General features: G+C 74.3%; 18 protein-coding genes. 7 read left to right on the forward strand and 11 right to left on the reverse strand.

What is annotated here, in order from left to right:
* The first annotated feature begins 167 nt into the window (after positions 1-167).
* The 6 genes from HUT16_RS31590 to HUT16_RS39455 all read left to right on the forward strand — a co-directional run bounded on the left by HUT16_RS31590 (position 168) and on the right by HUT16_RS39455 (position 7,776).
* Positions 168-1,907: an ABC transporter substrate-binding protein gene (locus tag HUT16_RS31590; protein WP_176191435.1), complete on the forward strand. Its 1,740-nt coding sequence runs from the start codon at positions 168-170 to the stop codon at positions 1,905-1,907.
* A 16-nt stretch (positions 1,908-1,923) separates the two neighbouring features.
* On the forward strand, positions 1,924-2,892 hold the full coding sequence (locus HUT16_RS31595; RefSeq protein WP_176191436.1) for an ABC transporter permease: 969 nt from the start codon (positions 1,924-1,926) through the stop codon (positions 2,890-2,892).
* The gene (locus HUT16_RS31600) at positions 2,889-3,878 is read left to right on the forward strand and encodes an ABC transporter permease (protein ID WP_176191437.1); all 990 of its coding nucleotides are present in this window, start codon (positions 2,889-2,891) and stop codon (positions 3,876-3,878) included. Before HUT16_RS31595 ends, HUT16_RS31600 begins: the two co-directional genes overlap by 4 nt.
* Entirely contained in the window at positions 3,875-4,861 is a 987-nt protein-coding gene (locus HUT16_RS31605; RefSeq protein WP_176191438.1) for an ABC transporter ATP-binding protein, read from the forward strand. The genes HUT16_RS31600 and HUT16_RS31605 overlap by 4 nt, the downstream gene beginning before the upstream one ends.
* Positions 4,858-5,874: an ABC transporter ATP-binding protein gene (locus HUT16_RS31610; RefSeq protein ID WP_176191439.1), complete on the forward strand. Its 1,017-nt coding sequence runs from the start codon at positions 4,858-4,860 to the stop codon at positions 5,872-5,874. The genes HUT16_RS31605 and HUT16_RS31610 overlap by 4 nt, the downstream gene beginning before the upstream one ends.
* A gap of 93 nt (positions 5,875-5,967) precedes the next feature.
* Positions 5,968-7,776, forward strand: coding sequence for a glycoside hydrolase family 36 protein (locus HUT16_RS39455; RefSeq protein ID WP_176191440.1), 1,809 nt, complete (start codon positions 5,968-5,970; stop codon positions 7,774-7,776).
* A gap of 33 nt (positions 7,777-7,809) precedes the next feature.
* Here HUT16_RS39455 and HUT16_RS31620 read toward each other — a convergent pair whose 3' ends face one another.
* The 9 genes from HUT16_RS31620 to HUT16_RS31660 all read right to left on the reverse strand — a co-directional run bounded on the left by HUT16_RS31620 (position 7,810) and on the right by HUT16_RS31660 (position 16,962).
* On the reverse strand, positions 7,810-8,184 hold the full coding sequence (locus tag HUT16_RS31620; protein WP_176191441.1) for a hypothetical protein: 375 nt from the start codon (positions 8,182-8,184) through the stop codon (positions 7,810-7,812).
* Positions 8,185-8,300: 116 nt separating this feature from the next.
* Positions 8,301-8,690 carry a roadblock/LC7 domain-containing protein gene (locus HUT16_RS31625; RefSeq protein ID WP_344552770.1) on the reverse strand — a complete coding sequence of 130 codons (390 nt, stop codon included), beginning with the start codon at positions 8,688-8,690 and terminating at the stop codon, positions 8,301-8,303.
* Positions 8,691-8,769: 79 nt separating this feature from the next.
* Positions 8,770-9,492, reverse strand: a complete 723-nt coding sequence (locus HUT16_RS31630) for a transcriptional regulator (protein WP_176191443.1) — start codon at positions 9,490-9,492, stop codon at positions 8,770-8,772.
* Between the two features lie 53 nt (positions 9,493-9,545).
* Positions 9,546-9,893: a hypothetical protein gene (locus HUT16_RS39460; RefSeq protein ID WP_176191444.1), complete on the reverse strand. Its 348-nt coding sequence runs from the start codon at positions 9,891-9,893 to the stop codon at positions 9,546-9,548.
* Positions 9,893-10,276, reverse strand: a complete 384-nt coding sequence (locus tag HUT16_RS31640) for a hypothetical protein (RefSeq protein ID WP_176191445.1) — start codon at positions 10,274-10,276, stop codon at positions 9,893-9,895. The genes HUT16_RS39460 and HUT16_RS31640 overlap by 1 nt, the downstream gene beginning before the upstream one ends.
* Before the next feature lie 228 nt (positions 10,277-10,504).
* On the reverse strand, positions 10,505-11,794 hold the full coding sequence (locus tag HUT16_RS31645) for an MFS transporter (protein WP_176191446.1): 1,290 nt from the start codon (positions 11,792-11,794) through the stop codon (positions 10,505-10,507).
* Positions 11,791-12,384: a helix-turn-helix domain-containing protein gene (locus HUT16_RS31650; RefSeq protein WP_176191447.1), complete on the reverse strand. Its 594-nt coding sequence runs from the start codon at positions 12,382-12,384 to the stop codon at positions 11,791-11,793. Before HUT16_RS31650 ends, HUT16_RS31645 begins: the two co-directional genes overlap by 4 nt.
* Before the next feature lie 72 nt (positions 12,385-12,456).
* A complete protein-coding gene (locus HUT16_RS31655) occupies positions 12,457-14,814 on the reverse strand; it encodes an immune inhibitor A domain-containing protein (protein WP_254898076.1) in 2,358 nt (785 codons plus the stop codon).
* Between the two features lie 63 nt (positions 14,815-14,877).
* Complete coding sequence (locus HUT16_RS31660) at positions 14,878-16,962, reverse strand: prolyl oligopeptidase family serine peptidase (protein ID WP_176191449.1); 2,085 nt, start codon at positions 16,960-16,962, stop codon at positions 14,878-14,880.
* A gap of 80 nt (positions 16,963-17,042) precedes the next feature.
* Between HUT16_RS31660 and HUT16_RS31665 the strand changes: the two genes are divergently transcribed.
* Positions 17,043-18,263 (forward strand): aminotransferase class V-fold PLP-dependent enzyme, encoded by a 1,221-nt coding sequence (locus HUT16_RS31665; protein WP_176191450.1) that lies wholly within the window; start codon positions 17,043-17,045, stop codon positions 18,261-18,263.
* Positions 18,264-18,314: 51 nt separating this feature from the next.
* Here the strand turns inward: HUT16_RS31665 and HUT16_RS31670 are convergent, their stop codons facing one another.
* Positions 18,315-20,816 (reverse strand): RICIN domain-containing protein, encoded by a 2,502-nt coding sequence (locus HUT16_RS31670; protein WP_217712122.1) that lies wholly within the window; start codon positions 20,814-20,816, stop codon positions 18,315-18,317.
* A 517-nt stretch (positions 20,817-21,333) separates the two neighbouring features.
* Positions 21,334-22,647 carry an ROK family transcriptional regulator gene (locus HUT16_RS31675; protein ID WP_217712123.1) on the reverse strand — a complete coding sequence of 438 codons (1,314 nt, stop codon included), beginning with the start codon at positions 22,645-22,647 and terminating at the stop codon, positions 21,334-21,336.
* Positions 22,648-22,775: the final 128 nt, after the last annotated feature.

Consider the following 22,775-nt stretch of genomic DNA (forward strand, 5'->3'; position numbering starts at 1 on the left):
CCCGGGAGGGTGCGGCAACGACACGGCTCGGTAACGGTCCGGCCGCCGCGTTGCGCAGTGCAATTTCACATTACTATGTTACGGGTCACACCTCAGAGCGGGCCAGACCCCGGGCGGTACAGATCCCCCGTTGAACGGCAGACCGGCCCCCAGCACCGGAGTTGCACATGAACAGGCGTTCCCACGTCGCCCTGGCGGCGGCCATCGCGGCATCCCTCACCCTCGGCCTCGGTGCGTGCAGCAGCAGCAAGAACGACGACACCGGCAGCGGCGACCAGCAGGGCGTGGTCACCGAGGGCAACGGCGTCATCGGCGGCACGCCGGTGAAGGGCGGCACCCTCACCATCCTGTCCAACCAGGACTTCGACCAGCTCGACCCGGCCCGCAACTGGACCATGCCGGTCATGGACTTCGGCGTCCGGATGCTCTACCGCACCCTCACCACCTTCAAGGCCGCCCCGGGCGCCGACGGCCTCAAGATCGAGCCCGACCTCGCCACCGACCTCGGCACCCCCAGCGACGGCGCCAAGACCTGGACCTTCCACCTGAAGGACGGCCTCAAGTACGAGGACGGCACCCCGATCGTCGCCGACGACATCAAGTACAACGTCGAGCGCTCGTTCTCCGCCGAACTGGCCGGCGGCCCCGACTACGCGGCCCGCTACCTGGCCGGCGTCGACGGCTACCGGGGCCCGCTGGACGGCAAGCGCCTGGGCAAGGAGTCGATCGAGGTCCCGGACGCCAAGACCATCGTCTTCCACCTCAAGCGCCCGGTCGCCGAGTTCGGCCAGACCGTCACCCTGCCGACCTTCTCGCCCGTCCCGCAGGCCAAGGAGACCGGCGCCAACTACTCCAACCACCCGGTCTCCTCCGGCCCGTACAAGATCGAGAGCTACGACCGCGGCAAGCGCATGGTGCTGGTCCGCAACACCAACTGGGACCCGAACAGCGACCCGGTGCGCAAGGCCTACCCGGACAAGGTCGTCGTCGACCAGACCCTCAAGGGCACCGGCATCGCCGACCGCCTGATCGCCGACCAGGGCGACGACCGGAACGCCGTCTCCTACGTCGACCTGACGCCGGCCAAGATCTCCGAGGTGCTCACCAACCCGGACGTCAAGAAGCGGCTGATCAGCGAGAACGGCGGCTGCACCACCATGCTCGACATGAACAACACCAAGGCGCCGTTCGACAACGCCAAGGTGCGCCAGGCCATGCAGTACGCGGTGGACAAGGAGTCCTTCGCCGCCGCCATGGGCGGCCCGGCGTTCAACGACATCGCCACCACCTACCTGCCGCCGGCCCTCACCAACGGCGCCCCGGTCGACCACTTCATGACCAAGCCCGCCGGAGACCCGGAGAAGGCCGAGGAGCTGCTCGCCGAGGCCGGCTTCCCGAACGGCTTCGACACCGAGATGGTCACCTCCACCGGCGGCAAGCAGCAGGCCGAGGCGGTCCAGGCCGCCCTCAAGCGGGTCGGCGTCAACGTCACCATCACCACCGTCGACCCGACCGCCGTCAACTCCATCGTCGGCGACAAGGAGAAGCAGCCCGGCCTGGCCCAGCTCGGCTGGTGTCCCGACTACCCGTCGGCCGCCACCTTCCTGCCGATGATCTACGACGGCCGCCAGATCCGCGACAAGGGCAACAACGGCAACATGACCCGGTTCAACGACCCCGCGGTCAACGCCGAACTCGACCGGATCGCCGGCCTGGCCGACCTCCAGCAGGCCAACGCCGCCTGGCTCGCCCTCGACGCGAAGATCATGGACGCCTCGCCCGCCGTCCCGCTGGTGTGGCAGAAGAAGCCGCTGCTGGTCGGCTCCAACATCGCCGGTGCCTTCGGCTCGCCGATCTGGTCCGCGCAGATCGACTACGCGACCATCGGCCTCAAGTCCGTGAAGTAAGGCGGGAGTTCCCCACATGACCACCCCGCTCGCCCCGGCCCCGGCCGGGGGAGCGGGGGCACCGGAAGCCCCCGAGGCCGCCACCGCCCCCGCCTCCCCCCGGGCCCTCGCCCTGCACCGCCTGCGCCGCCGGCGCACCGCCGCGGTCGGCGCCGCCGTCATCGCCCTCTTCGTCCTGGCGGCCCTCCTGGCCCCGGTCCTCACCGCGATCAGCGGCACCACGCCCGACGGCATCGACAAGAAGGCGGTCGACCCCTACCTCGGCGGCCTGCCCCGCGGCTCCCTCGGCGGCATCAGCCCCGAACACTGGCTCGGCGTCGAACCCATGCTCGGCCGCGACATCTTCGCCCGGCTGCTGTACGGAGCCCAGATCAGCCTGCTGGTCGCCTTCGTCTCCGCCCTGCTGATCACCCTGATCGGCACCGTCCTGGGCATCACCGCCGGCTACTTCGGCGGCCGCGTCGACGCCGTGATCAGCCGCTTCATGGACATCATGATGTCCTTCCCCAGCCTGATCTTCATGATCGCGCTGCTCTCCGTCGCCCGGGACGTCAACCGGGTGCTCCTGCTCATCGGCGTGATGTCGGTCTTCTCCTGGCCCTACATCGCCCGCGTCGTGCGCGGCCAGACCCTCTCGCTCAAGCACCGCGAGTACGTCGAGGCCGCCCGGGCCAGCGGCACCACCAACCGGCGCATCCTGTTCGGCGAGATCCTGCCCAACCTCACCGGCACCGTCATCGTCTACGTCACGCTCGCCGTCCCCGGCCTGATCGGCACCGAGGCGGCCCTGTCCTTCCTCGGCGTGGGCATCCGCCCGCCCACGCCCTCCTGGGGCCAGATGATCTCCGACGCGGTGCTCTACTACAAGGTCGACCCGATGTTCTTCATCCTGCCCAGCGCCTGCCTGTTCCTGGTGGTCCTGGCCTTCACCCTGGTCGGCGACGCCCTGCGGGACGCCCTCGACCCGAAGGGCGGCCGGACGTGACCGGATTCGTGCTCCGGCGCCTGCTCGCCATGGCCGCCACCCTGCTCGCGGTCTGCGCGCTCACCTTCGCCGTCTTCTACCTGCTGCCCAGCGACCCCGCCGCCCAATTCTGCGGCAAGGACTGCTCCGCCGACCGGATCGAACTCGTCCGGCAGCAGCTCGGACTGGCCGACCCCCTGGCCGTCCAGTTCTGGCACTACGTCACCGCCGTCTTCGCCGGCCGCTCCTACGGCACCGGCCCGTACGCCGTCCAGTGCGACTTCCCCTGCTTCGGCTACTCCTTCCAGTCCGCCCAGCCCGTCTGGGACCTGATGATGGACCGGCTCCCCACCAGCGTCTCGCTCGCCCTCGGCGCGGCCGTGCTCTGGCTCGTCCTCGGCGTCGGCGTCGGCGTGCTCTCCGCGCTGCGCCGGGGCAGTTGGCTCGACCGCACCCTGATGATCGGCACCATCGGCATCGCCGCCCTGCCGGTCTACTTCACCGCGATGATCCTGCTCTACCTGGTCGTCACCGTCGCCGGACTGCTGCCCTACCCCCGCTACATCGCCTTCGGCGAGCACCCCGGCCAGTGGGTCACCAACCTGATCCTCCCCTGGATCACCCTCGCCCTGCTGAACGCCGCCATCTACGCCCGGATGACCCGCAACTCCGTCATCGAGACGATGGCCGAACCCTACGTCCGCACCGCCCGCGCCAAGGGCCTGCGCGAAGCCCGCGTCGTCGGCCGGCACGGACTGCGCCCCGCCCTCACCCCCGTCGCCACCATGCTCGGCATGGACCTCGGCGGACTGCTGGCCGGCGCGCTCATCACCGAATCGCTGTTCAGCCTCCCCGGCATCGGCAAGCTCTTCGCCGACTCCCTCAACAAGGCCGACCAGCCGGTGATCATGGGCATCACCCTGCTCGCCTCCTTCTTCATCATCAGCTCCAACCTGGTCGTGGACCTCGTCTACGCCTGGATCGACCCGAGGGCGAGGCTGTCATGACCTCCCACCCGCTGCTCGACGTGCGCGACCTGGCCGTCGAGTTCACCACCGAGGAAGGCACCGTACGGGCCGTCAGGGGCGTCGACTTCACCGTCGAACGCGGCCGCACCCTCGGCATCGTCGGCGAATCCGGCTCCGGCAAGTCCGTCACCTCGCTCGCCGTCATGGGTCTGCACCGCGGCGCCGCCGTCACCGGCTCCGCCCGGCTCGACGGCACCGAACTCATCGGCGCCCCCGACGAACAGCTGCGCAGGCTCCGCGGCCGCCGGATGGCGATGGTGTTCCAGGACGCCCTCACCGCGCTGCACCCCTACTTCACCGTCGGCGACCAGATCGCCGAGGCCTACCGCGAGCACTTCGGCGGCACCCGCAAGGCCGCCCTCGCCCGCGCCGTCGACGTCCTCGGCGACGTCGGCATCCCCGAACCCGCCCGCCGGGCCGACGAGTACCCGCACCAGTTCTCCGGCGGCATGCGCCAACGCGCCATGATCGCCCTCGCGCTCTCCTGCGAACCCGACCTGGTCATCGCCGACGAACCCACCACCGCCCTCGACGTCACCGTCCAGGCCCAGGTGCTCGAACTCCTGATGCGCCTCCAGCAGGACCGCGGACTCGGCATCGTCATGATCACCCACGACCTCGGCGTCATCGCCCGGGTCGCCGACGACGTCCTCGTCATGTACGGCGGGTCCGCCGCCGAACAGGCCCCCGCCGACACCCTCTTCACCACCCCCCGGCACCCCTACACCCGCGGCCTGCTCGACTCGCTGCCCCGCCTCGACGCCGGGGAGGGCACCGCACTCCGCTCCATCCCCGGCAGCCCGCCCTCCCTGCTCGCCCCACCCCCCGGCTGCGCCTTCCACCCGCGCTGCGCCGTCCACGCGGCCCGGCCCGACGCCCGCTGCACCGGCGACCGCCCGCCGCTGCGCACCGTCGCCGACGGCCACCGCAGCGCGTGCGTCCTCGACGAGGTGACCGCATGACCACCGAAACCGCCCCGCTCGCCGACGCCGCGGACCCCGGCACGCCCGAAGCCCTGCTCAGCGTCCGCGACCTCGGCATGACCTTCCCCGGACCGCGCGGCACCCTCCGCCGCCGGGCCGGCGTCCGCGCCGTCGACGGCGTCAGCTTCGACGTCCGCCCCGGCGAGACGCTCGGCCTGGTCGGCGAGTCCGGCTGCGGCAAGTCCACCACCGGACGCATGCTGGTGCGGCTGCTCGACCCGACCGCCGGCACCGTCAGCTTCCGGGGCCAGGACATCACCCGCTCCTCGCAGCACCGGCTGCGGCCGCTGCGCAGCCGGTTCCAGATGATCTTCCAGGACCCGTTCGCCTCGCTCAACCCGCGGCAGACCGTCCAGCAGATCGTCGCCGCACCGCTGCGCGCCCAGGGCGAGCCGAAGGCGCGCATCCGGTCCGAGGTGCGCGACCTGATCCGGCTGGTCGGCCTGGCCCCCGAACACCTGGAGCGCTACCCGCACCAGTTCTCCGGCGGGCAGGCCCAGCGCATCGGCATCGCCCGCGCCCTCGCCACCCGCCCCGAACTCGTCGTCGCCGACGAACCCGTCTCCGCGCTCGACGTCTCCATCCAGGCCCAGATCGTCGGCCTGATGGAACGCCTCCAGGCCGAACTCGGCGTCGCCTACGTGTTCATCGCGCACGACCTCGCCGTGGTCAAGCACATCAGCCACCGGGTCGCCGTCATGTACCTCGGCCGGATCGTCGAGATCGGCGACAAGCAGCAGGTCTACGACCACCCCGCGCACCCCTACACCAAGGCGCTGCTGTCCGCCGTCCCGCTGCCCGACCCGGTGGCCGAACGCACCCGCGAGCGGATCGTCCTGCTCGGCGACCCGCCCAGCCCCGCCAACCCCCCGGCCGGCTGCACCTTCCACCCCCGCTGCCCCAAGGCCCGGGCCGTCTGCCGGACCGAAGCCCCGCTGCTCACCCTCACCGGCCCGGGACGCCAGGCCGCCTGCCACTTCCCCGAGGCGTAGCGGCCCGCGCCCGCGCTCCCGCCCCGGCCGGCCGTCCGACCGCTTCCGCGGCCGGCCGGGGCGGGTCCACCCCGTGAAAGGAACCACCGCCCCGTGGCAGGAAACGCCGCGCTGTCCTGGGACGGCTCCGCGCCGCCGTCCGGACGCACCGAGACCTCCCGCACCGTCGAGGCCGGACGGCTCGCCCTGCGGGTCACCGCCGTCGGCAGCGATACCGCCCCGGCCGTCACCGTCACCGAACTGCCGTCCCCCGGCGTGCTGCTGGTCGAGGCCGCCACCGCCGCCCCGGACACCCGGCTGCGGATCGAGTGGCAGCTGCCCTGCACCGGCGCCACCGCCTACTGGACCCCGGACACCAACGCCCGCTGGCTGCCGCCCAGTTGGTCCCCGCCCCGGGAGGTCTCGCTGCCCAAGGGCGCCCCCGTCGGCAGCCTGGTCGGCCCCGGCGACCGCGCGCTGTGCACCTTCGCGGTCGGCGAACCCGTCCGCCCCGTCACCATCGGCGAGGGCGCCGTCGAGGAGACCGGCCGCTACGGCTGGTGGGTCGAGCAGGACGGCCCGCGCCTCGCCCTGCGCCTCGACCTGAGCGGACGCCACTTCGCCGACACCGTACGGGAGTCCGCCGCCTGGTGGGGCACCCTCGTCCCCGTCCGGGCCGTCCCCGATGCCGCGTTCGAGCCGGTGTTCTGCACCTGGTACGCGCTGCACCTGGCGATGACCTCCGCCGACGTCGAACGGCTCGCCGCACTCGCCGCACCGCTCGGCTTCCGCTCGCTGATCGTCGACGACGGCTGGCAGACCGACGAACGCACCCGCTCCTACGCCACCACCGGCGACTGGCGGCCCGCCCCGCACGACTTCCCCGACTTCGCCGGACACGTCCGCCGGGTCCAGGACCTCGGCCTCGCCTACCTGCTCTGGCACGCGATCCCGTTCGCCGGCGACCGCAGCGAGGCCGCCGGGCGGCTGGCGGGCCACACCCTCGCCCACCTGCCGCAGCTGGAGACCTTCCTGCTCGACCCGCGCAGCGCCACCGTCCGCGCCCACCAGGTCGAACGGCTCGCCGCCGCCGTCGAGGTGCACGGCGTGGACGGCCTCAAGATCGACTTCGTGGACACCTTCGCCCGCGAGCCCGCGCCCGGTACCGCGCCCGCCGCCGCCCCCGGCACCGCCTCCCCGGAGGCGGACTGCGCCACCGTCGCCGAAGGCGTGCACAGGCTGCTGGCCGAACTCGACGCCCGGCTGCGCGCCGCCCGCCCGGACGTCCTGGTCGAGCACCGCCAGGACTACGTGGGCCCCGGCCTGTGGCCCTACGCCACCATGGTCCGCGCCGCCGACTGCCCGCTGGGCGCGGTCGAGAACCGCGTCCGCACCGCCGACCTGCGCCTGACCGCCGGGCCGCTCGCCGTGCACGCCGACCCGCTCACCTGGCACCCGCGGGAGAGCCCCGAGCGGATCGCCGTCCTGCTCCAGTCGGTGCTGTTCGCCACCGCCCAGGTCTCCGTCGACCTCGCCGCCCAGGACGCCGGGCAGCTGACCGCCCTCGCCTTCTGGCTCGGCGTCATGAAGGAGCACCGCGACCTGCTCCAGCGCGGCGAACTGCGCCCGCACCGGCCCGAGTCGGCCTACCCGGTGATCGAGGCCCGCAGCGGCGCCCGGCTGGCCTTCGGCCGGTACGCGCCGCTGCCGTTGCGGGCCGACGGCGAGTGGGAGCTGTTGCTGGTCGCCAACGCCGACCAGGACACCCTGGTGCGGGTCGGGTTCGACCGCGCGCCCGGCACCGTCGACCTGCTGGTGCAGGACTGCCGGGGCGGGACGGTCGCCCGGGCGCGGACCCCGGTCGGGGGGACGGAGCTGTCCGTCCGCGTCCCCACCGGGGGCCTGCTCACCCTGCGCAGGTAGCGACCGCCGTCGATCGGGGCCGGGTCCGGAGGGTCAGACCTCCAGCTCGGCCTCGACCCGCTTCAGCTGGTGCCGGGCCATCGCCAGGTTGGCCCGGTTCCGGTCCAGCGCCAGGTACAGGAACAGGCCCTTGCCGGTGCGCGAGGTCAGCGGCCGGATCAGGTGGTACTGGGTGGAGAGGCTGATCAGGATGTCCTCGATCGCCTCGTTCAGGTTCAGCAGCTCCATCGCGCGCAGCTTGGCCCGCACCACGTCGGTGTTGCCCGCGGCCGCGACGTTCAGGTCCAGGTCGGACCCGCCGCCGATGGTGCCCAGCGCCATTCCGCTGTTGTAGTCGACCAGGGCGACACCGATGGTGCCCTCGATCGCGCTCATGATGTCCTTCAGCGCGGTTTCCACAGCAGCCATTTTTTCCAAGTACCTCTTCCGTGAAAGGAACTGACGACCCGTCAGGTCTTTGCTGCGACGGGTTTTCGGTGGGGTGAGATGAGTGTCAGGGGTCGGGTCGGGAGTCGGGGCGGAGGTCAGAAGGTCGTCCGGTCGAGGTCGGCGTCGGCCAGCGCCGCTATCCGGGCCCCGGCCCGGCGGGCCTCCAGGTGCAGCCGGCCCACGTTGGCCTGCGAACCGGCCAGCAGGGTCAGCACGGTGTACGCGCCGGCCGCGTACGTCGCGGTGTAGCCGCGCTCGCCGCGGGTGATCAGCTCCCGGAAGGCGCCCTGCCCGGTCGCCTCGGTGAGCCGCGACCCCACGCCCAGCGCGGCGGCGGTCAGCGCGGCCACGCTCTCCGCCTCCAGCGCGGAGGCGTCGTGCGCCACCACCAGACCGTCGATGGTCGCCACCAGCGACCCGGTCAGGTGCGGGATCCGCGCCCGCAGGCCCTGCAGTTCGGCCTGCACCTCGGCTTCCGGCAGCACGGGGGTCCTCCTCGCGGTCAGTTGTCGAAAGGTCCGCTTCATGACTCGGTCGGCGGGACGGGGCGGGTGGGCGGGGCGGTCACAGGGCCTCCAGGGCAGCGCGTAGTCGGAGCAGCAGGCCCACCTCCGGGTCCGAGGAGTCGTAGGAGCGCGGACCGGGCGGCAACAGCACGTCCGGCGGCGCGGTTCGCGGCGCGGCGGCCGGCGGCGGGTCGGGGACGGCGGTCGGCCGCAGGGCCGCGAGCAGCCCCGCGGCGGCCAGCTGCCGGACGTCCAGCAGCGTGCCGTAGGTGGAGCGCCCCAGCAGCCGGGCCAGCTCGGGCGCGGTGCGGGTGCCGTCGGCCGCGGCCAGCAGCGCCTGCCGGCGGCGGCGCGGCACCGCGGTGCGGCGGGTCGGGGCGGCGCCGGTGGCCCGCAGCGGGGCCCGGTCCAGCTCGGCGGACGGCCAGCAGCCGGCCAGCAGCGAGCGGCGGCGGCCGACCGCGCCGCGCAGCTCCAGCACCGAGAGCGGCCGGGCCAGCCGGAACGCCGGGACGGCGGCCGGGTCGAAGCGCAGCTCCCCGTCGGGCTGGGCCAGCGCCTCCTGGGCGCCGTCCAGGGTGGCGGCCAGCCGGGCCAGTTCGAGCTCGCCCGGGCCGACCAGGCCGCTGCCCACCAGGTGCTCGGCGAGCCGCCCGGCGCCCAGCAGCAGGCTCTCCTCCCAGGCGCGCACGGTGATCCGGCCGGCCCCGGTCAGCAGGTGGCCGACGGTCGCGGCGGAGGGCGCCTCGGCGTGCACCACCAGGCCGCCCGCCAGGTGCACCGCCCCGCCGGGGCCGTGCAGCGCGCCGGTGGAGCCGTCGGCGGCGAGGTCGGTCAGCGCGGCCTCGAAGGTGGTGGCGGGCGCGCAGCTGGAGCGCCGCCGCCGGGGAGCGGGCGGCGTGGGTCCGCCGCGGGCGCGCGGCCTCGGCGGGGAGCCGCGGGCCCGGGGCCGCGACGGCGGGCCCGGGCGCCGGGGTGCTCGGCGCCGGCGGGCCCGGCCGTCAGGTACGGGCCGGGGACGTCCGCGGCCGACCCGAACCGCTCGGCGGCGGGCACCAGCCGGTGCACCGAGACCGGGGAGGCCACCAGCAGCGGCGGCACCGAGGGCACGGGCGGCAGCGGTGGCGACGGCGGCACCGGGGGGACGGGCGGCGTCGGGGCGAGGGTGTCGGTGGACCACATCAGGAGAGCACCAGCCGGTCGGCGATGGCGGCCAGTCGCAGCCGGGCCATCGCCAGGTTGGCGGTGTCCCGGTCCAGCCGCAGGTAGAGGAAGACGTTGGCGTCGAAGGGCGCGGGGACGAAGCGGAGCAGGTGGTAGCTGCCGCCCGAGGTGACGATGACGTCCTCGGCGGGCGGCGCACCGGTGTCCGGATCGGCGAACGAGGGCGTCTGGGTGACCGCGCGGGCGAGTTCGGTGGCGTCGGCCGCCCCGACCTCGTGGTCGCCGTCGGGGCCGAGTCCGGCGGTGCCTATGGCCAGGCCGTTGGTCCAGTCGACCAGGCTGACCCCCAGGGCGCCGGTGATCCCCATGGCTTCCGCAAGGCACTCCTCGATCCCGGGCACGTACCGCCTTCCCTCCCCACCGCGCGGGGCACGGTGCGTCGCCGCCACCGCCTTCACCTGCGGTAGTCTGACCAGGACGCAACGCTACCGGCGCCGCCCCGGGAGGGCGAGACTTTCGGCCATATCCCTCGGGCATATGCGCGAATGCGCTATGGTGCGCGGCCGTTGACGGTGTGCAGAAGCGTCCGGGTGAAGGCGGCGGGGCGCGGGCGGCGGGGCGCGGGCGGGTCAGTCCCCGGTGGCCTGCGCCCGCTCCTGGACCGGGAGTTCGCGCATCCGGGGGATGGGCGAGCAGAGCACCCACAGGCCGGAGCAGAGCGCGCCGACCGCGGCGATCCACAGCGCGGGGCGCAGGCCCAGGGTGCTGCCGAGCAGGCCGCCGAGCAGCGAACCGAGCGGGCGGACGCCGTAGTTGACCGCCTGGTAGGCGCCGGAGACCCGGGAGCGCAGGGCGTCGGGGATGCAGGCGGCGAAGACCGCGCCGGCGGTGATGTCCAGGATCATCACGCCCACCCCGGAGAGGAACTCGGCGCCGAACAGCAGCGCCGCGGCGGCGGTCACCGAGCCGCCCGCCAGCGGGACCAGCAGCAGCGGGGCGGGGAAGAGCACCAGCCCGAACAGCAGGGCCGGGCCGACGCCGATCCGGGCCGACAGCCGTCCGGTGAGCGCCGCGCCGAACAGGGTGCCGACCGCCGCGGCGGCCATCACCGCGCCCAGCAGGCCCGCGCTGAAGCGCAGTTCCCGGGTGGCGTAGAGGACGAACAGCGCGCCGATGACGAAGGTGAACAGGTTGACGGTGGCGGTGCCGAGCAGGGTGGCCCGGATCACCGGGTCGCGCCGGATCCAGCGCATGCCCTCGGCGGTGCCGCCGCGGCCCTGCTGCGCGGGCGGCGGCTCGACCGGGTCGATCCGGCGCAGGAAGGCCGCGGAGACCAGGAAGGAGAGCGCGTCCACCACCAGCGCCAGCGGCGCGGCCAGGAGTTGGACCAGCAGGCCGCCGAGGCCGGGGCCGGCCACGTAGGTGGCGGCCCGGCTGCCGTTGACCAGCGCGTTGCCGCGCAGGTACTGCTCGGGGGGCACCAGGGCGACGAACAGCGGCGGGTTGCAGACGTTGAAGAGCACCGACAGCGCGCCGACGGCGAGCACCACCGCGTACAGCTGGGTCAGGGTGAGCACCCCGGCGGCGTGGGCGACCGGGACGGTGAGCAGGACGGCGGCGCGGGCCAGGTCGGTGGCGATCATCGTCCGGCGGCGGTGCCCGTAGCGGTCGGCCCAGCCGCCCGCGTGCAGCGAGAGCAGCAGGTAGGGGAGGTACCCGGCGGCGCTCAGGTACCCCATCTGGGCGGCGTCGGCGTGCAGCGCGGAGACCGCGATCAGCGGGATCACCAGCAGGGTGACCTGGTCGCCGAGCGAGGAGACGGTCTGCCCGGTCCAGTAGCGGCGGAAGGCGGGGTCGTGCAGCAGCTCGGGTATCCGGCGGCGGATCGCGCGGGTGGGGCGGGTGTCGAGGAGGGTCACGGCGCGGCCTCCCCGTGCGGCTCGGTGGGGACGGCGAGGTGGATCAGCTGGACGGTGCGGGCGCCCGCGGGGCGGGGCCCGGCGGAGCCCAGGCGCTCCACGTAGGGGCGGGTCAGCTCCGCGATCCTGGCGTTCAGCTCGGTGAGCTCCTCGGCGGTGACCAGGACGGCGCTGTCGCCGAAGGAGGCGGCCTCGCGCCACGCGGGGGCGTCGGTGCCGCGGTGCAGCAGCCAGCCGGTGGCGCGGGTGAAGTAGCCGTCCAGGACGGCCCGTTGCAGTGCCTCGGTGGCGGCGGCCCGCTCCGGGTCGGCGGGGGAGGCGTCCCAACTGGTGAAGGCGGCGGTCGCGCGCCAGGGTTTCTCCCGGCCGCGTCCGCCGCCCGCCTCCTCCACCAGGCCGTACTTGGCGAGCTGGCGCAGGTGGAAGGAGCAGCTCGCCACCGATTCGGTGCCGAGCAGCTCCGCCGCCCGGGTCGCGGTCAGCGGCCCGTGCAGGCGGAGCAGGCCCACCAGTGCCATCCGGGTGGGATGGGTGTAGGCGCGCAGGGCGCGCGGGTCGGTGAGCCGGACGGCCGGCAGCTCTTCGCTCATGTTCTAAAGCTAGCTTTAGAAAGAAATCTTTACAAGCTGCCGACCTGCGGGTTCCAGTAGATCACGCCGGGGTCAGGAGGCCGGACCCACCCTGACCGTGGTGAGCTTGCCGCCCTGGGTCTCCCGGACGACCTCGATCCTGGTGCCGGTGTCCGGCACCTTCACCCCGAGCTGCGGGATCGCCGGGTCGGTGTACACCCCGGTGCGGTCGTCGAACACCGGCACCGCCGGCTCGGACGGGACCTTGGTCGCCGCGCCCGCTCTGTGCAGGGTGAACGAGGTGGTCGGCTTCAGCGAAAAGGGCGCGTCGTACGGCTGCGCGCGCCCGTTGGCGGCCGAGCCGTCCGCGAACCGCAGCGCCTTCGGGTGCGCGTCCACCGGCAGGATCAGGCCGCCGCCCGGGTGGTCGACGGTGTTGTTGTCGCCGTAGGCGGTGTCCCACAGCCACACCAGCACGCCCTCCTGGTACGGGTAGGTGTCGATCACATCGGCCTTGCCCGCGACGCCCGAGTAGCCGAAGTTGTACGGGCCGGTCTTCAGGAAGGCGCCGTAGCCGGCGTAGCGGCGGTTCTCCACCAGGTACGCCCGCGGGTGCTGCTTGACGGCGTCCTTGCCCTGGACGACCGAGAAGCCGACCTGCGCCCAGCCGTTGGCGCCGCCGTCCTCCGCGCCGTCGGTGAGCAGCACCGCGCCGCCCGCGGTCAGCTTGACCGCGTCGACCAGCACGCCCTTGCCGTGGGTGTTGGAGTCCGAGGTGACGTGGAAGCGCACCTGCACGCTCTTGCCCAGGTAGGCGTCGAGCGGGACGTGCAGCTGCCGCCAGGCGTTGGAGGTGCCGCTCAGGCCCGGGGTGAGGGCCGTGGTGTCGTCGATCGGCTGCCCGTCGACGGTGCCGTGCAGCGGCGTCCAGGTCTTGCCGCCGTCGGCCGAGGCCTCCACCGAGAGGAAGTCGTAGTCCTGCTCGATGTCGTACCAGGTCGCCGCGTCCAGGGCGGCCGGGCCGGTGGCGCCGGTCAGGTCCACGGTGCGCGACAGCGAGGCGTCCATGTTGTCGCCGGTGTCGCTCCACCACTGCTTGCCGCCCTCGAACGGGGTGGCCAGCGAAGTGGTGGTGCTGCTCGGCGGCAGGTGCACCAGGACGGCCTGCGCCTGGTCGGTGTGATAGCCGCTGACGCCCAGGATGTGGCTGGAGCGGGTCGCGGACTGCGCCTCGTCGTAGTCGAGCCAGCCCAGCTGCAGCTTGCTCCAGGCGTCCAGGTCGCCCGGGTACTCGCCGGTGCTGTTCTTCCCCTTGCCCAGGTACGAGGCCGAGGACATCAGCGACCAGAAGCCGACCGAGTTGTCGCCGCTGGTGGTCGGGTACAGGTCGGGCAGGCCGAGGTTGTGGCCGAACTCGTGCGAGAAGAGGCCCACGCCGCTGTTCTCGCCCGCCTGCACGTAGTCGTAGACGTACAGCCCGGTGTCGCCGACCGGCGCGCCGCCGATCCGGTTCCCGGTCGGGCCGGTCCGGCCGGACGGGTCCGGGAAGTCCCAGCTGCGGTGCGCCCACAGGGCGTCGGAGCCCTGCGCGCCGCCGCCCCAGGTCTCGTCGACGCCGGCGTGCACCACGATCACGTTGTCGAGGTAGCCGTCCGGCTCGTCGAAGTCGCCGTCCTTGTCGTAGTCGTAGCGGTCCTGGGTGTCGTACTGCGCCAGTTCCGCCTTGACGTCCGCCGCGCTGCGGCCCTTGGCGAGCTCGCCGTCGTACCAGGCCTTGGTGGCGTCCCGGACGAACTCCTGGGCCTGGGTCCAGGCGCCGCCGCCCTGCGGGCCCTTGTTGGAGCCGTAGCGGGCCTCGTTCCACGGCACGGTCACCCAGTCGGAGACGGTGCCCTGGAGGTCGTACCGGCCGGAGGACTGGGTCCGGTAGTAGGTGCGCATGGAGTTCGCGCCGGGCGCGTCGTCGAAGAACATCTTCCGGTAGTAGTCGCGGCTGAAGTCGCGCTCCCAGTAGGTGTGGGTGTCGCTCCTGCCCGGCTGCGGGATGGCGTTGTGCTGCGGGCCGGGGGTGCCGCCGTAGCGGGCCTGGCCGTCGTACTGGGTGGTGGTGTCGACCCGGTCGCCGAACTGGGCCAGGATCACGAACACCTTGTCGGTGCGCTGCTTGGCCAGTTGGACGTAGTCGTTGCCGATCTTCACCTTGGCCGGTGCGGACCTGCCGTTCTTGGCGACCTTGCCCTGGTTGACCTGCTCCAGGGCCTGCGCCCTGAGGGCCTGCCGGGCCTTCTCCTGGGGCGGCAGCGGGGAGGGCGGCGCCTCCCGGCCGTCCGCGCCCTGCTGGGCCGTCAACTCGACGGCAGGCTTGGCGGGTTGGGCGAACGCGGGGGTGATGGTCAGTGCTATCGCACCGGTGGTCAGCGCAGCCGTGAGGGCTGTGGGAAGTCTGCGCAAGTGACCCGCTCCTCCAGAGGGGGTGGACAGGTGGACGGCCGGTAATATTTCACATGTCATCCACTACAGGGAAGGGGCCGCACCCAGTTCCCGGCGCAGGAAGGCGAGTTCCTGGACGGCGATCCGCTCCAGCACCCCGTCCGGCGTCATGTGGCTCACCCCCGGCAGCGCCAGCACGCTGTGCGGCCGGCCCGCCCGGGTCAGCGCCTCGGACAGCAGCAGGGTGTGCGCGGGGTGCACGTTGTCGTCGGCCAGGCCGTGCACCAGCAGCAGCGGACGGCTCAGCCCCGGCGCGTCGCCGATCAGGCAGTCCGCCGCGTACCCCTCCGGGTTGTCCTGCGGCAGGCCCAGGTACCGCTCGGTGTACGCGGTGTCGTACAGCCGGAAGTCGGTCGGCGGGGCGCCCGCGCTGGCCGCGTGGAACACGTCCGGGCGGCGCAGCACCGCGAGCGCCGCGAAGTAGCCGCCGTACGACCAGCCGCGCACGCCGACCCGGTCCAGGTCCAGGTCCGGGTGGGCGGCGCCGAGGGCCCGGAGGGCGGCCACCTGGTCGTCGAGCGCGACCTGCGAGAAGCGGCGGAAGATCGCCCGGGTGAAGTCCGGCGAGACGAACGGGGTGCCCCGGTTGTCCACCGTCACCACCGCGAAGCCCTGGTCGGCCCACCACTGCTTGGGCTGCCAGCGGCGCGGCTCGTTGGCGATCACCTGGGAGCCCGGGCCGCCGTACACGTCCAGCAGCACCGGCAGCTTGCGGCCGCTGCGGTGCCCGCGCGGGTACAGCACCGCGCTGGGCAGGCCGAGTTCGGTCACCCGGGCCAGCAACGGCCGCGGGCGGTAGGGGAGTTCGGCCGTCAGGTCGGGGAAGTCCCTGCTGCCCGCGGCCGTTCGCAGCTCGCGGCGGACGCCGTCCAGCGAGGCCGAGGTGAGCAGCAGCACGTCCTCGGCGTGGGCGGCCACCGTGTGCACGCCCGGGCCCGCGGTGAGCTTCTCCAGCGCCCCGGTGTGCGGGTCGAGCAGGAACACGTGCTGGTCGGCCGGGTCGCCGTCGCCCGCCTCGATCAGCAGTCGGCCGTCCCGCCACGGCCCGACCACCCGGCGCACCTGGAGCCGCTCGTCGGTGAGGATCTTGCCGTCCAGCGCGACCCCGCGGGCCGCCGGGGTGTCGGCGGAGGTCAGCACCCGGCCGTCGGCCAGCCGCAGCGGGGTGCCGGGCAGCGGATCGACCCAGAACTCGTCCTCGGTGCGGCTCAGTTCGCGGGTCGCGCCGGTCGCCGGGTCGGCGCTCAGCAGCAGCACGTTCTGCTGCAGCCGGTCCGCGACGGTCAGCAGGATCTCGCCGTCGCCCTCCCAGTCCGCCGCCGTGAGGTACGGGAACCGCGCACCGTCCCAGCGCAGTCGGGTCGCCGCGCCGCCCGGGCGCAGCACCCACAGCTGGACGTCCGCGTTCGGGCCGCCGGCCTGCGGGTAGGCGAAGGACCCGGGGGCCAGCTCCGGGTGCGCCGGGTCGGCGAAGTGCCGTAGCGGCAGGGCGGATTCGTCCACCCGGGCGGCCAGCAGGGCGGTGCCGTCCGGCGCCCACCAGTGGCCGCGCAGGCGGCCCAGCTCCTCCTGCGCGGCGAACTCGGCCACGCCCCACAGCGCGCCGTCCCCGGGGCTGATCCGCCCGCCCGGGGTCAGGTGCAGCGCCCCGTCGGCGACGTACGCCACCACCGAGCCGTCGGCGTTCGGCCGGGGGTCGAACGCCGGTGCGGCCACCGGGAGTTCGGTGCTGGTGCCGGTGGCGGTGTCGCAGCGGAAGACCCGGCCGTCCAGGGAGAAGACGGCCTGCGCGAGGTCGGCGGTGGCCGCGAACGAGCCGATGCCGGGGGCCCACAGCCGGATCCGCTCGCGCAGCCGGCGCTCCAGCGGGGGCAGCGCCGAGGCGGCGCCGGTGCGCTCGGGCAGGAGGGCCGCCGGGTCGGCCACCAGCCGCTCCCGGCCGGTGGCCGGGTCGTACAGCCAGAGGCGCTCGACCGGGTCGGTGGGGCCGGTGGAGCGCAGGAACAGGGCGCGGCTCGCGTCGGCGGCGAGGGTGACGGCGCGCGGGGCGCCGTAGCTGAAGCGGCCGGTGGCGGCGCTCAGCGCGAGGTAGGGGTCGGTGTGGGTCACCCGCCGATGGTTGCCGCGCCGGGCCCCGGTCGGCTAGAAGTATGCAGTGTGAAATGTCACACAGCATTTGGAGGGTGGAGATGACGAATCCGGGGAACCCGCGCCCGGCACCGGCAGCCCCGGGCGCCCGCACCGACGGCACCGACCGGCCCGCCCCGCTGCGCGGCAGCAGCACCCTGTTCGCCCTCGACCCGGGCACCGCCCACCTCAACCACGGCTCGTACGGGGCCGTCCCCGTCCCCGTCCAGCGCCACCAGGCCGGACTGCGCGCCGAGATGGAACGCGACCCCGACGGCTTCTTCCTGACGGCCCCCGACCGGATCGACCGGGCCCGCGCCGAGATCGCCGCCGCGCTCGGCGGCGACCCCTCCCGGCTCGCGCTGGTCACCAACGTCACCGAGGGCGTCGCCGTCGCCCTGGAGTCGATCCCGCTCGGCGAACGCGAGCAGGTCCTGGTCACCGACCACGGCTACGGCGTCGTCACCCGGGCCGCCGAACGGCGGGCCGCCGAAGCCGGCGCCGTGGTGCGCTGCGTGCGGATCTCCCCGCACGCCCCCGACGAGGAGGCCGTCGCCGAACGCGTCCTGGCCGCCGTCACCCCGCGCACCCGGATCGCCGTCCTCGACCTGGTCACCTCGCCCACCGCCCGGACCGTCGCCACGCCCGCGCTGCTCGCCGCCCTGCGCGCCCGCGGCGTCACCACCGTGGTCGACGCCGCGCACGCCCCCGGCGCGCTGCCCGTCGACCTCGGCCGCGCGGCCGGCGGCGCCGACTTCTGGGTCGGCAACCTGCACAAGTGGGCCTTCGCCCCGCGCGCCGCCGCCGTCCTCGCCGTCGACCGGCCCTGGCGGCCGCGGGTGCGCCCGCTGACGCTCTCCTGGGAGCACGACCGCGGCTTCCCCCGCCGGGTCGAGTGGCGCGGCACCTTCGACTACACGCCCTGGCTGGCCGCCCCGGCCGGATTCGCCCTGCTGGAGCGGATCGGCGTCGAGCGACTGCGCTCCCACAACGCGCGGTTGGCCGCGTACGGCCAGCGGCTGCTGGTCGAGCGGGCCGGCCTGCGGGCCCTGCCGGGCGTGCCGGGCCTGGGCATGCGCACCGTCCGGCTGCCGCCCGGCGTCGCCGAGCGGGAGCACGCCGCGAAGGCCCTGATGGTCGCCGTCCGCAAGGCCCTCGACACCCGGGTCGCCGTCCGCCCCTGGGCGGGCGGCGGCATCCTCCGGATCAGTGCCCAGCTCTACAACCGCCCCGAGGAGTACCTGCGGCTGGCCGACGGCCTGGCCGGGCTGATCACCCGCTGACGCCGCGCCGCCGGGGCCCGGCCGCGGGTGCGGCCGGGCCCCGGACGGAGGTCAGCCGATGGTCCAGCGCTGGAGCGCGGAGCCGGTGTCGGCCTGCTGGGTGACGCCGGCGCCGTTGGCGGTGGAGGCGGTGGTCAGCGAGAGGCCGCTGCTCCTGGAGGTGATCCGGTAGCCGCCCCCGGCGGCGGGGGCGACCACCCAGCGCTGGTTGGTGCCGCCGGTGCAGGACCACTGGATGACCTGCGCCCCGGCGGAGGCGGAGCCGCCGCTGACGTCCACGCAGAGGTGGGAGAGGGCGTTGGCGATCTGGTAGCTGCCGTCCGACTGCCGGGTGAAGACCCAGCTCTGGTTGCTGCCGCCGTTGGTGCCCCAGGTGATGAGCTGGACGCCCTGGTCGAGGGAGTGGTTCGGGTCGTCCAGGGCCTTGCCGCCGGTGACCAGGGTGTGGGTGCCGCTGAGCACCGGGGCGACGGCCCAGGCGAAGGAGACGGTGCCGGTGGCGGTGCCGGAGGAGGCGGTGACCGTGACGGTCGAGTACCCGGCGGCCGACGGGGTGCCGGAGACCAGGCCGGCGGAGTTGACCGTCAGCCCGGCGGGCAGGCCGGCGGCGGTGAAGGTGAGGGGCTTGCCGGCGCTGTCGTGGGCGGTGAGCTGGAGCGAGACGGCCGTGCCGACGGTGCCCGACTGGTCGCCGGGGGAGGAGACCGAGACGCTCTCGGGCGCCGAGCCGGTCCGGGTGAGGGTGAGGGTCTGCTCGGCCGCGGTGCGGGTGCCGCCGACGGGGTTGCCGGTGGCGTTGGTCCAGCTGCGGGCGGGGGTGGTCTCGGCGGGGCGGCCGGCGTCCGCGGAGAGGCCGATCACCAGGCCGCTGTAGCGGTTGACCAGGCGGACGGTGCCGGTGGGGGTGTTGTCGGCGGCGGTGCCGGGGACGACCCACCACTGCTGTCCGACGGTGGGGCCGCCGGAGCCGGCGGCGGTGACGGTGGGCCGGGCGCCCCAGGCGCGGCCCGCGGTGGCGGTGGAGTCCACCCCGAGCAGCCCGCCGGTGGCGGCGTTGGCGATCCGGTAGGAGCCGTCGCCGTTGCCGGTGAAGGTCCAGGACTCCAGGGCGGAGCCGGTGGCGGCGCCCGTGGAGGTGGTGGCGGAGCCGCCGGAGACCTGGGCGAGCACCCGGCCGGCCCCGCTGCCGATCCGGTACGAGCCGGTCTCGTCGACCGGCCCGGGGGCGGTGGCCGAGGCGTCCAGGGTGATGTCGACGTACTCGCCGCCGTTGGTGCCGCCGCCGGGCCGCGGCGAGCAGCTGATCGAGCAGTAGGAGCGGAAGGTCCGGCCGACGATCGAGGTGCCCGTCCGGCTCGCGCCGTCGAGGAACCAGCGGTACCAGGAGGAGGTGCGGTAGCTGCCGGTGTCGCCGATCGGGAACCACTTCTGGGTGGAGAGGTCGGCGGTGGCGTAGAGCGGCTGGGACACCGATCCGCCCTGGGCGTCGGGCTCGGGCTCGCCGATGTACAGCTTCAGGTGGGCGTCGTAGGTGATGTTCATGACGAACAGCGGCGAGGTCGGGGGCATCTTGCCGGCCGCGATCTGCTGGTCGGCGGTGCCGGTGTTCGCCGGGTCGTACTCGGCGGAGGCGGGGGTGTACCCGGTGGTGCTGCCGGAGCCGACCGGGACGATGTTGCTCTCCCGGCCGCCCGTGCCGGGCTGGGTCCAGGCGCCGTCGTACCACTTGCGCCAGGAGCCGGGCGCCATCTTGGCGGAGATCGGGGCGCGGGCCACGTGCTCGTAGAACGCCTTCCAGCCGCCGTTCTTGTCGAGGATCCGCGAGCCGTAGAAGACGTAGAAGTACCCGGAGGCGGTGTCGACGTACAGCCGCTGGTCGCCGTCGCCGTAGGAGTACGTCTGGTTCGGGAACGCGGCGGTGTCGCCCCGGGCGGTGCTGTAGGGGGAGGTGATCGCGTGGTCCGCGATGGTCCACGTCCGGCCCTGGTCCTTGGAGACGGCGTAGTCGATCGCGTCGAAGTGCAGCCCGTCGCCGAAGGGTTGGGGCGTGAACTCGTTGTGCACCAGCCCGTACCAGTCGCCGGTGTCCGGGTCGACCCAGACCCCCGAGAGGTCGCAGTAGTTCTTCTGCGCGTAGCCGGAGCCGCTCGGCGCGGCGGTGGCCGTGCGGCCGGTGGGGCTGTTGTTGCAGCGCCAGGTGGTGTCGTTGTTCCGGTCGTTGCCGTTGGCGGGGTTCACGGCGTCGCTGATCGCGCCGGAGCGGGTCGCGGTGTCGAAGTCGGGGCCGGTGAAGAAGTCCCAGTACCTGGGGTCGTTCGCGCCGTAGAGGGCGGCGGACTGCTGGAAGTAGAAGGTGCCGTCCTTGTCGAGGTACGGGCTCGCCGGGGTGTCGGTCGGGTGCGCGTACGGCACGGGCGATCCGACGCCGACGGTGTACGCGGCGGCGGGCGGGGGAGCCGGGGCCGCGGCGGCGGGGGCCGCCGGGGCGGCCCCGGTCAGGGGCAGGACGGCGGCGGTGAACAGGGCTGCCAGGACTCTGCGCGGGGAGGGCACGGGTGCTCCTTGGGTGAGGGCGCTTCGTGGTGGGGGCGCTGCGCGTGGTGGGGCGGGCCGGTCGGCGGCCCGGGGGCCGCGGTGCCCGCCGCCCCGGGGGAGCGGGGGCGGTGGACCGGGCGTGCCGGGCGTGCCGGACGTGCCGGTGCGGCCGTCTGCGGCCGGGGCCCGGTGGGAGCGGGCCGGGGCCGGACGGGCCGGGCCGGGTCGGGCGAGAGTGCCCGCGGCCGACCGGTGCGGTTTCGTTGTGCGTGAAGCTGCGCTTTTGGGTGCTGCTTCGAGCAACTTCACGCACACCGTGGCAGCGCCCGGGGGCGAAGTCAAGAGCAGCCGGTGGTCAAGTCGCGGCGCGGGAGGGCGGGTTGGCCGTGCCGCGGAGCCCCGGGGCGCACGGGGGCCCGGGGCTCCTCCGGCCGGGGGCCGGGATCGGCCGGTGCGGGATCAGTCGGGGTGGAGTCGGCCGGTGCGGGGTCGGCCGGTGCGGGGTCGCCCGGGGCCGGGATCGGCCGGTGCGGGATCAGTCGGTGCGGGCGCCGACCCCGGCCGGCTCCGGCCGGACCGGGATGTCGGAGGGGTCCTGGAAGATCCCTTCGAGGGCCAGTAGCGCGCCGCCCCGGGCGGCGTTGGAGAGCCCGAGCTCGGAGGCGCGGACGACGACCTGCGGGGAGCCGGGCGCGATCCGCCGGCGGTCGAGGAACTCCTGGGCAGGACCGACCAGGTACCGGCCGAAGACCGCGAAGTAGCCGCCCAGGACGATCCGGGGCGGGTTCAGCACGTCCGCCAGGACGCTCAGCCCGAGCGCCAGGTCGTCGGCGACGGCGGCGAGCGCGGCCAGGGTGCGCGCGTCCCCGGCGTCGGCCCGGTCGAGCAGGTCGCCGAGCCGTTCGGCCAGGTCGACCGAGCGGTCGTGCACCCGGTCGCCGGGGTCGGCCGCGGCGTCCAGCAGCGCCTGCAGTCCGACCGCCACCTCCCAGCAGCCGGTGCGCCCGCAGCTGCACGGCCGGTCGAGCCGGTCGAGCTTCATGTGGCCGATCTCCGAGCCGCGGAGCAGTTTGCCGCCGGTGATGCCGGCCCCGCCGGCGCCGATCCCGCCGGTGACGTACACGAGTTCGCGCGTGTCGGCGCCGGTGTCGGGGGCGGACAGGTACTCGGCGAGGGCGCCGGACTCGGCGTCGTTCTCCAGCAGGACGGGCGGCGCGTGCCGCCCCAGCCGGGCGCGCAACTCCTGGACGGCCCGTACGTCGCGCCAGCCGAAGTTGGTGGCGACGCCGACCGTCCCGGTGGCGCTGTCGATCGAGCCCTGGGTGACGAGGGTGATCCCGATCGGGTGCATGCCGCGCCCGGCGACCGCGCTGAGGCAGTCCGCGACGAGGTCGGCGACCTCGCGCAGGGCGGCCTGCGGGGTGAGGGCGGGGACGTCGAGGGCGAGGCGCTCCTGGTGGACGACGGTGCCGCGCAGGTCGAGGGCGAGGACGGTGACGTGGTCGGGGCCCACCTCGGCGCCGATGCCGCAGATCCAGCGCCCGTCGAGCTCGACCATCCGGTGCGGCCGGCCGACCGCGCCCGCGCGGTCGAGCTCGCCCTCGCGGACCAGGCCGCGCTGGATCAGGTCGGCGACCAGGACGGAGACGGTGGCCCGGGGCAGGCCGCTCGCGGTGGCGAGGTGGGTGCGCGACTGCGCGCCGTTCTCGCGCAGCTGACGCAGCATCACGCCCAGGTTGGTGCGGCGCAGCGATGCCTTGTCGGCGACCTCGGGGTGGCCCGCCAGGACGGCGCCCGCGGAGCCGCCCGTGCCGGTGGTGCCGGTGGTGCCGCGCTGCGTCTGTCGCACGTGCTCTCCTCGTTCCGGTGCCTGCCGTGCAGGCGGTGGTGACCTGGCCATATTAGTTCATGCAGCACACGAAATAACCGTGGAAGCCGGTGGCCGCCGGGTGCCGACCGGCGGCCCGGGTGCCGTCC

Origin of the sequence: Kitasatospora sp. NA04385, from assembly GCF_013364235.1 — a bacterium.
In the GTDB taxonomy this organism is placed as follows: domain Bacteria; phylum Actinomycetota; class Actinomycetes; order Streptomycetales; family Streptomycetaceae; genus Kitasatospora.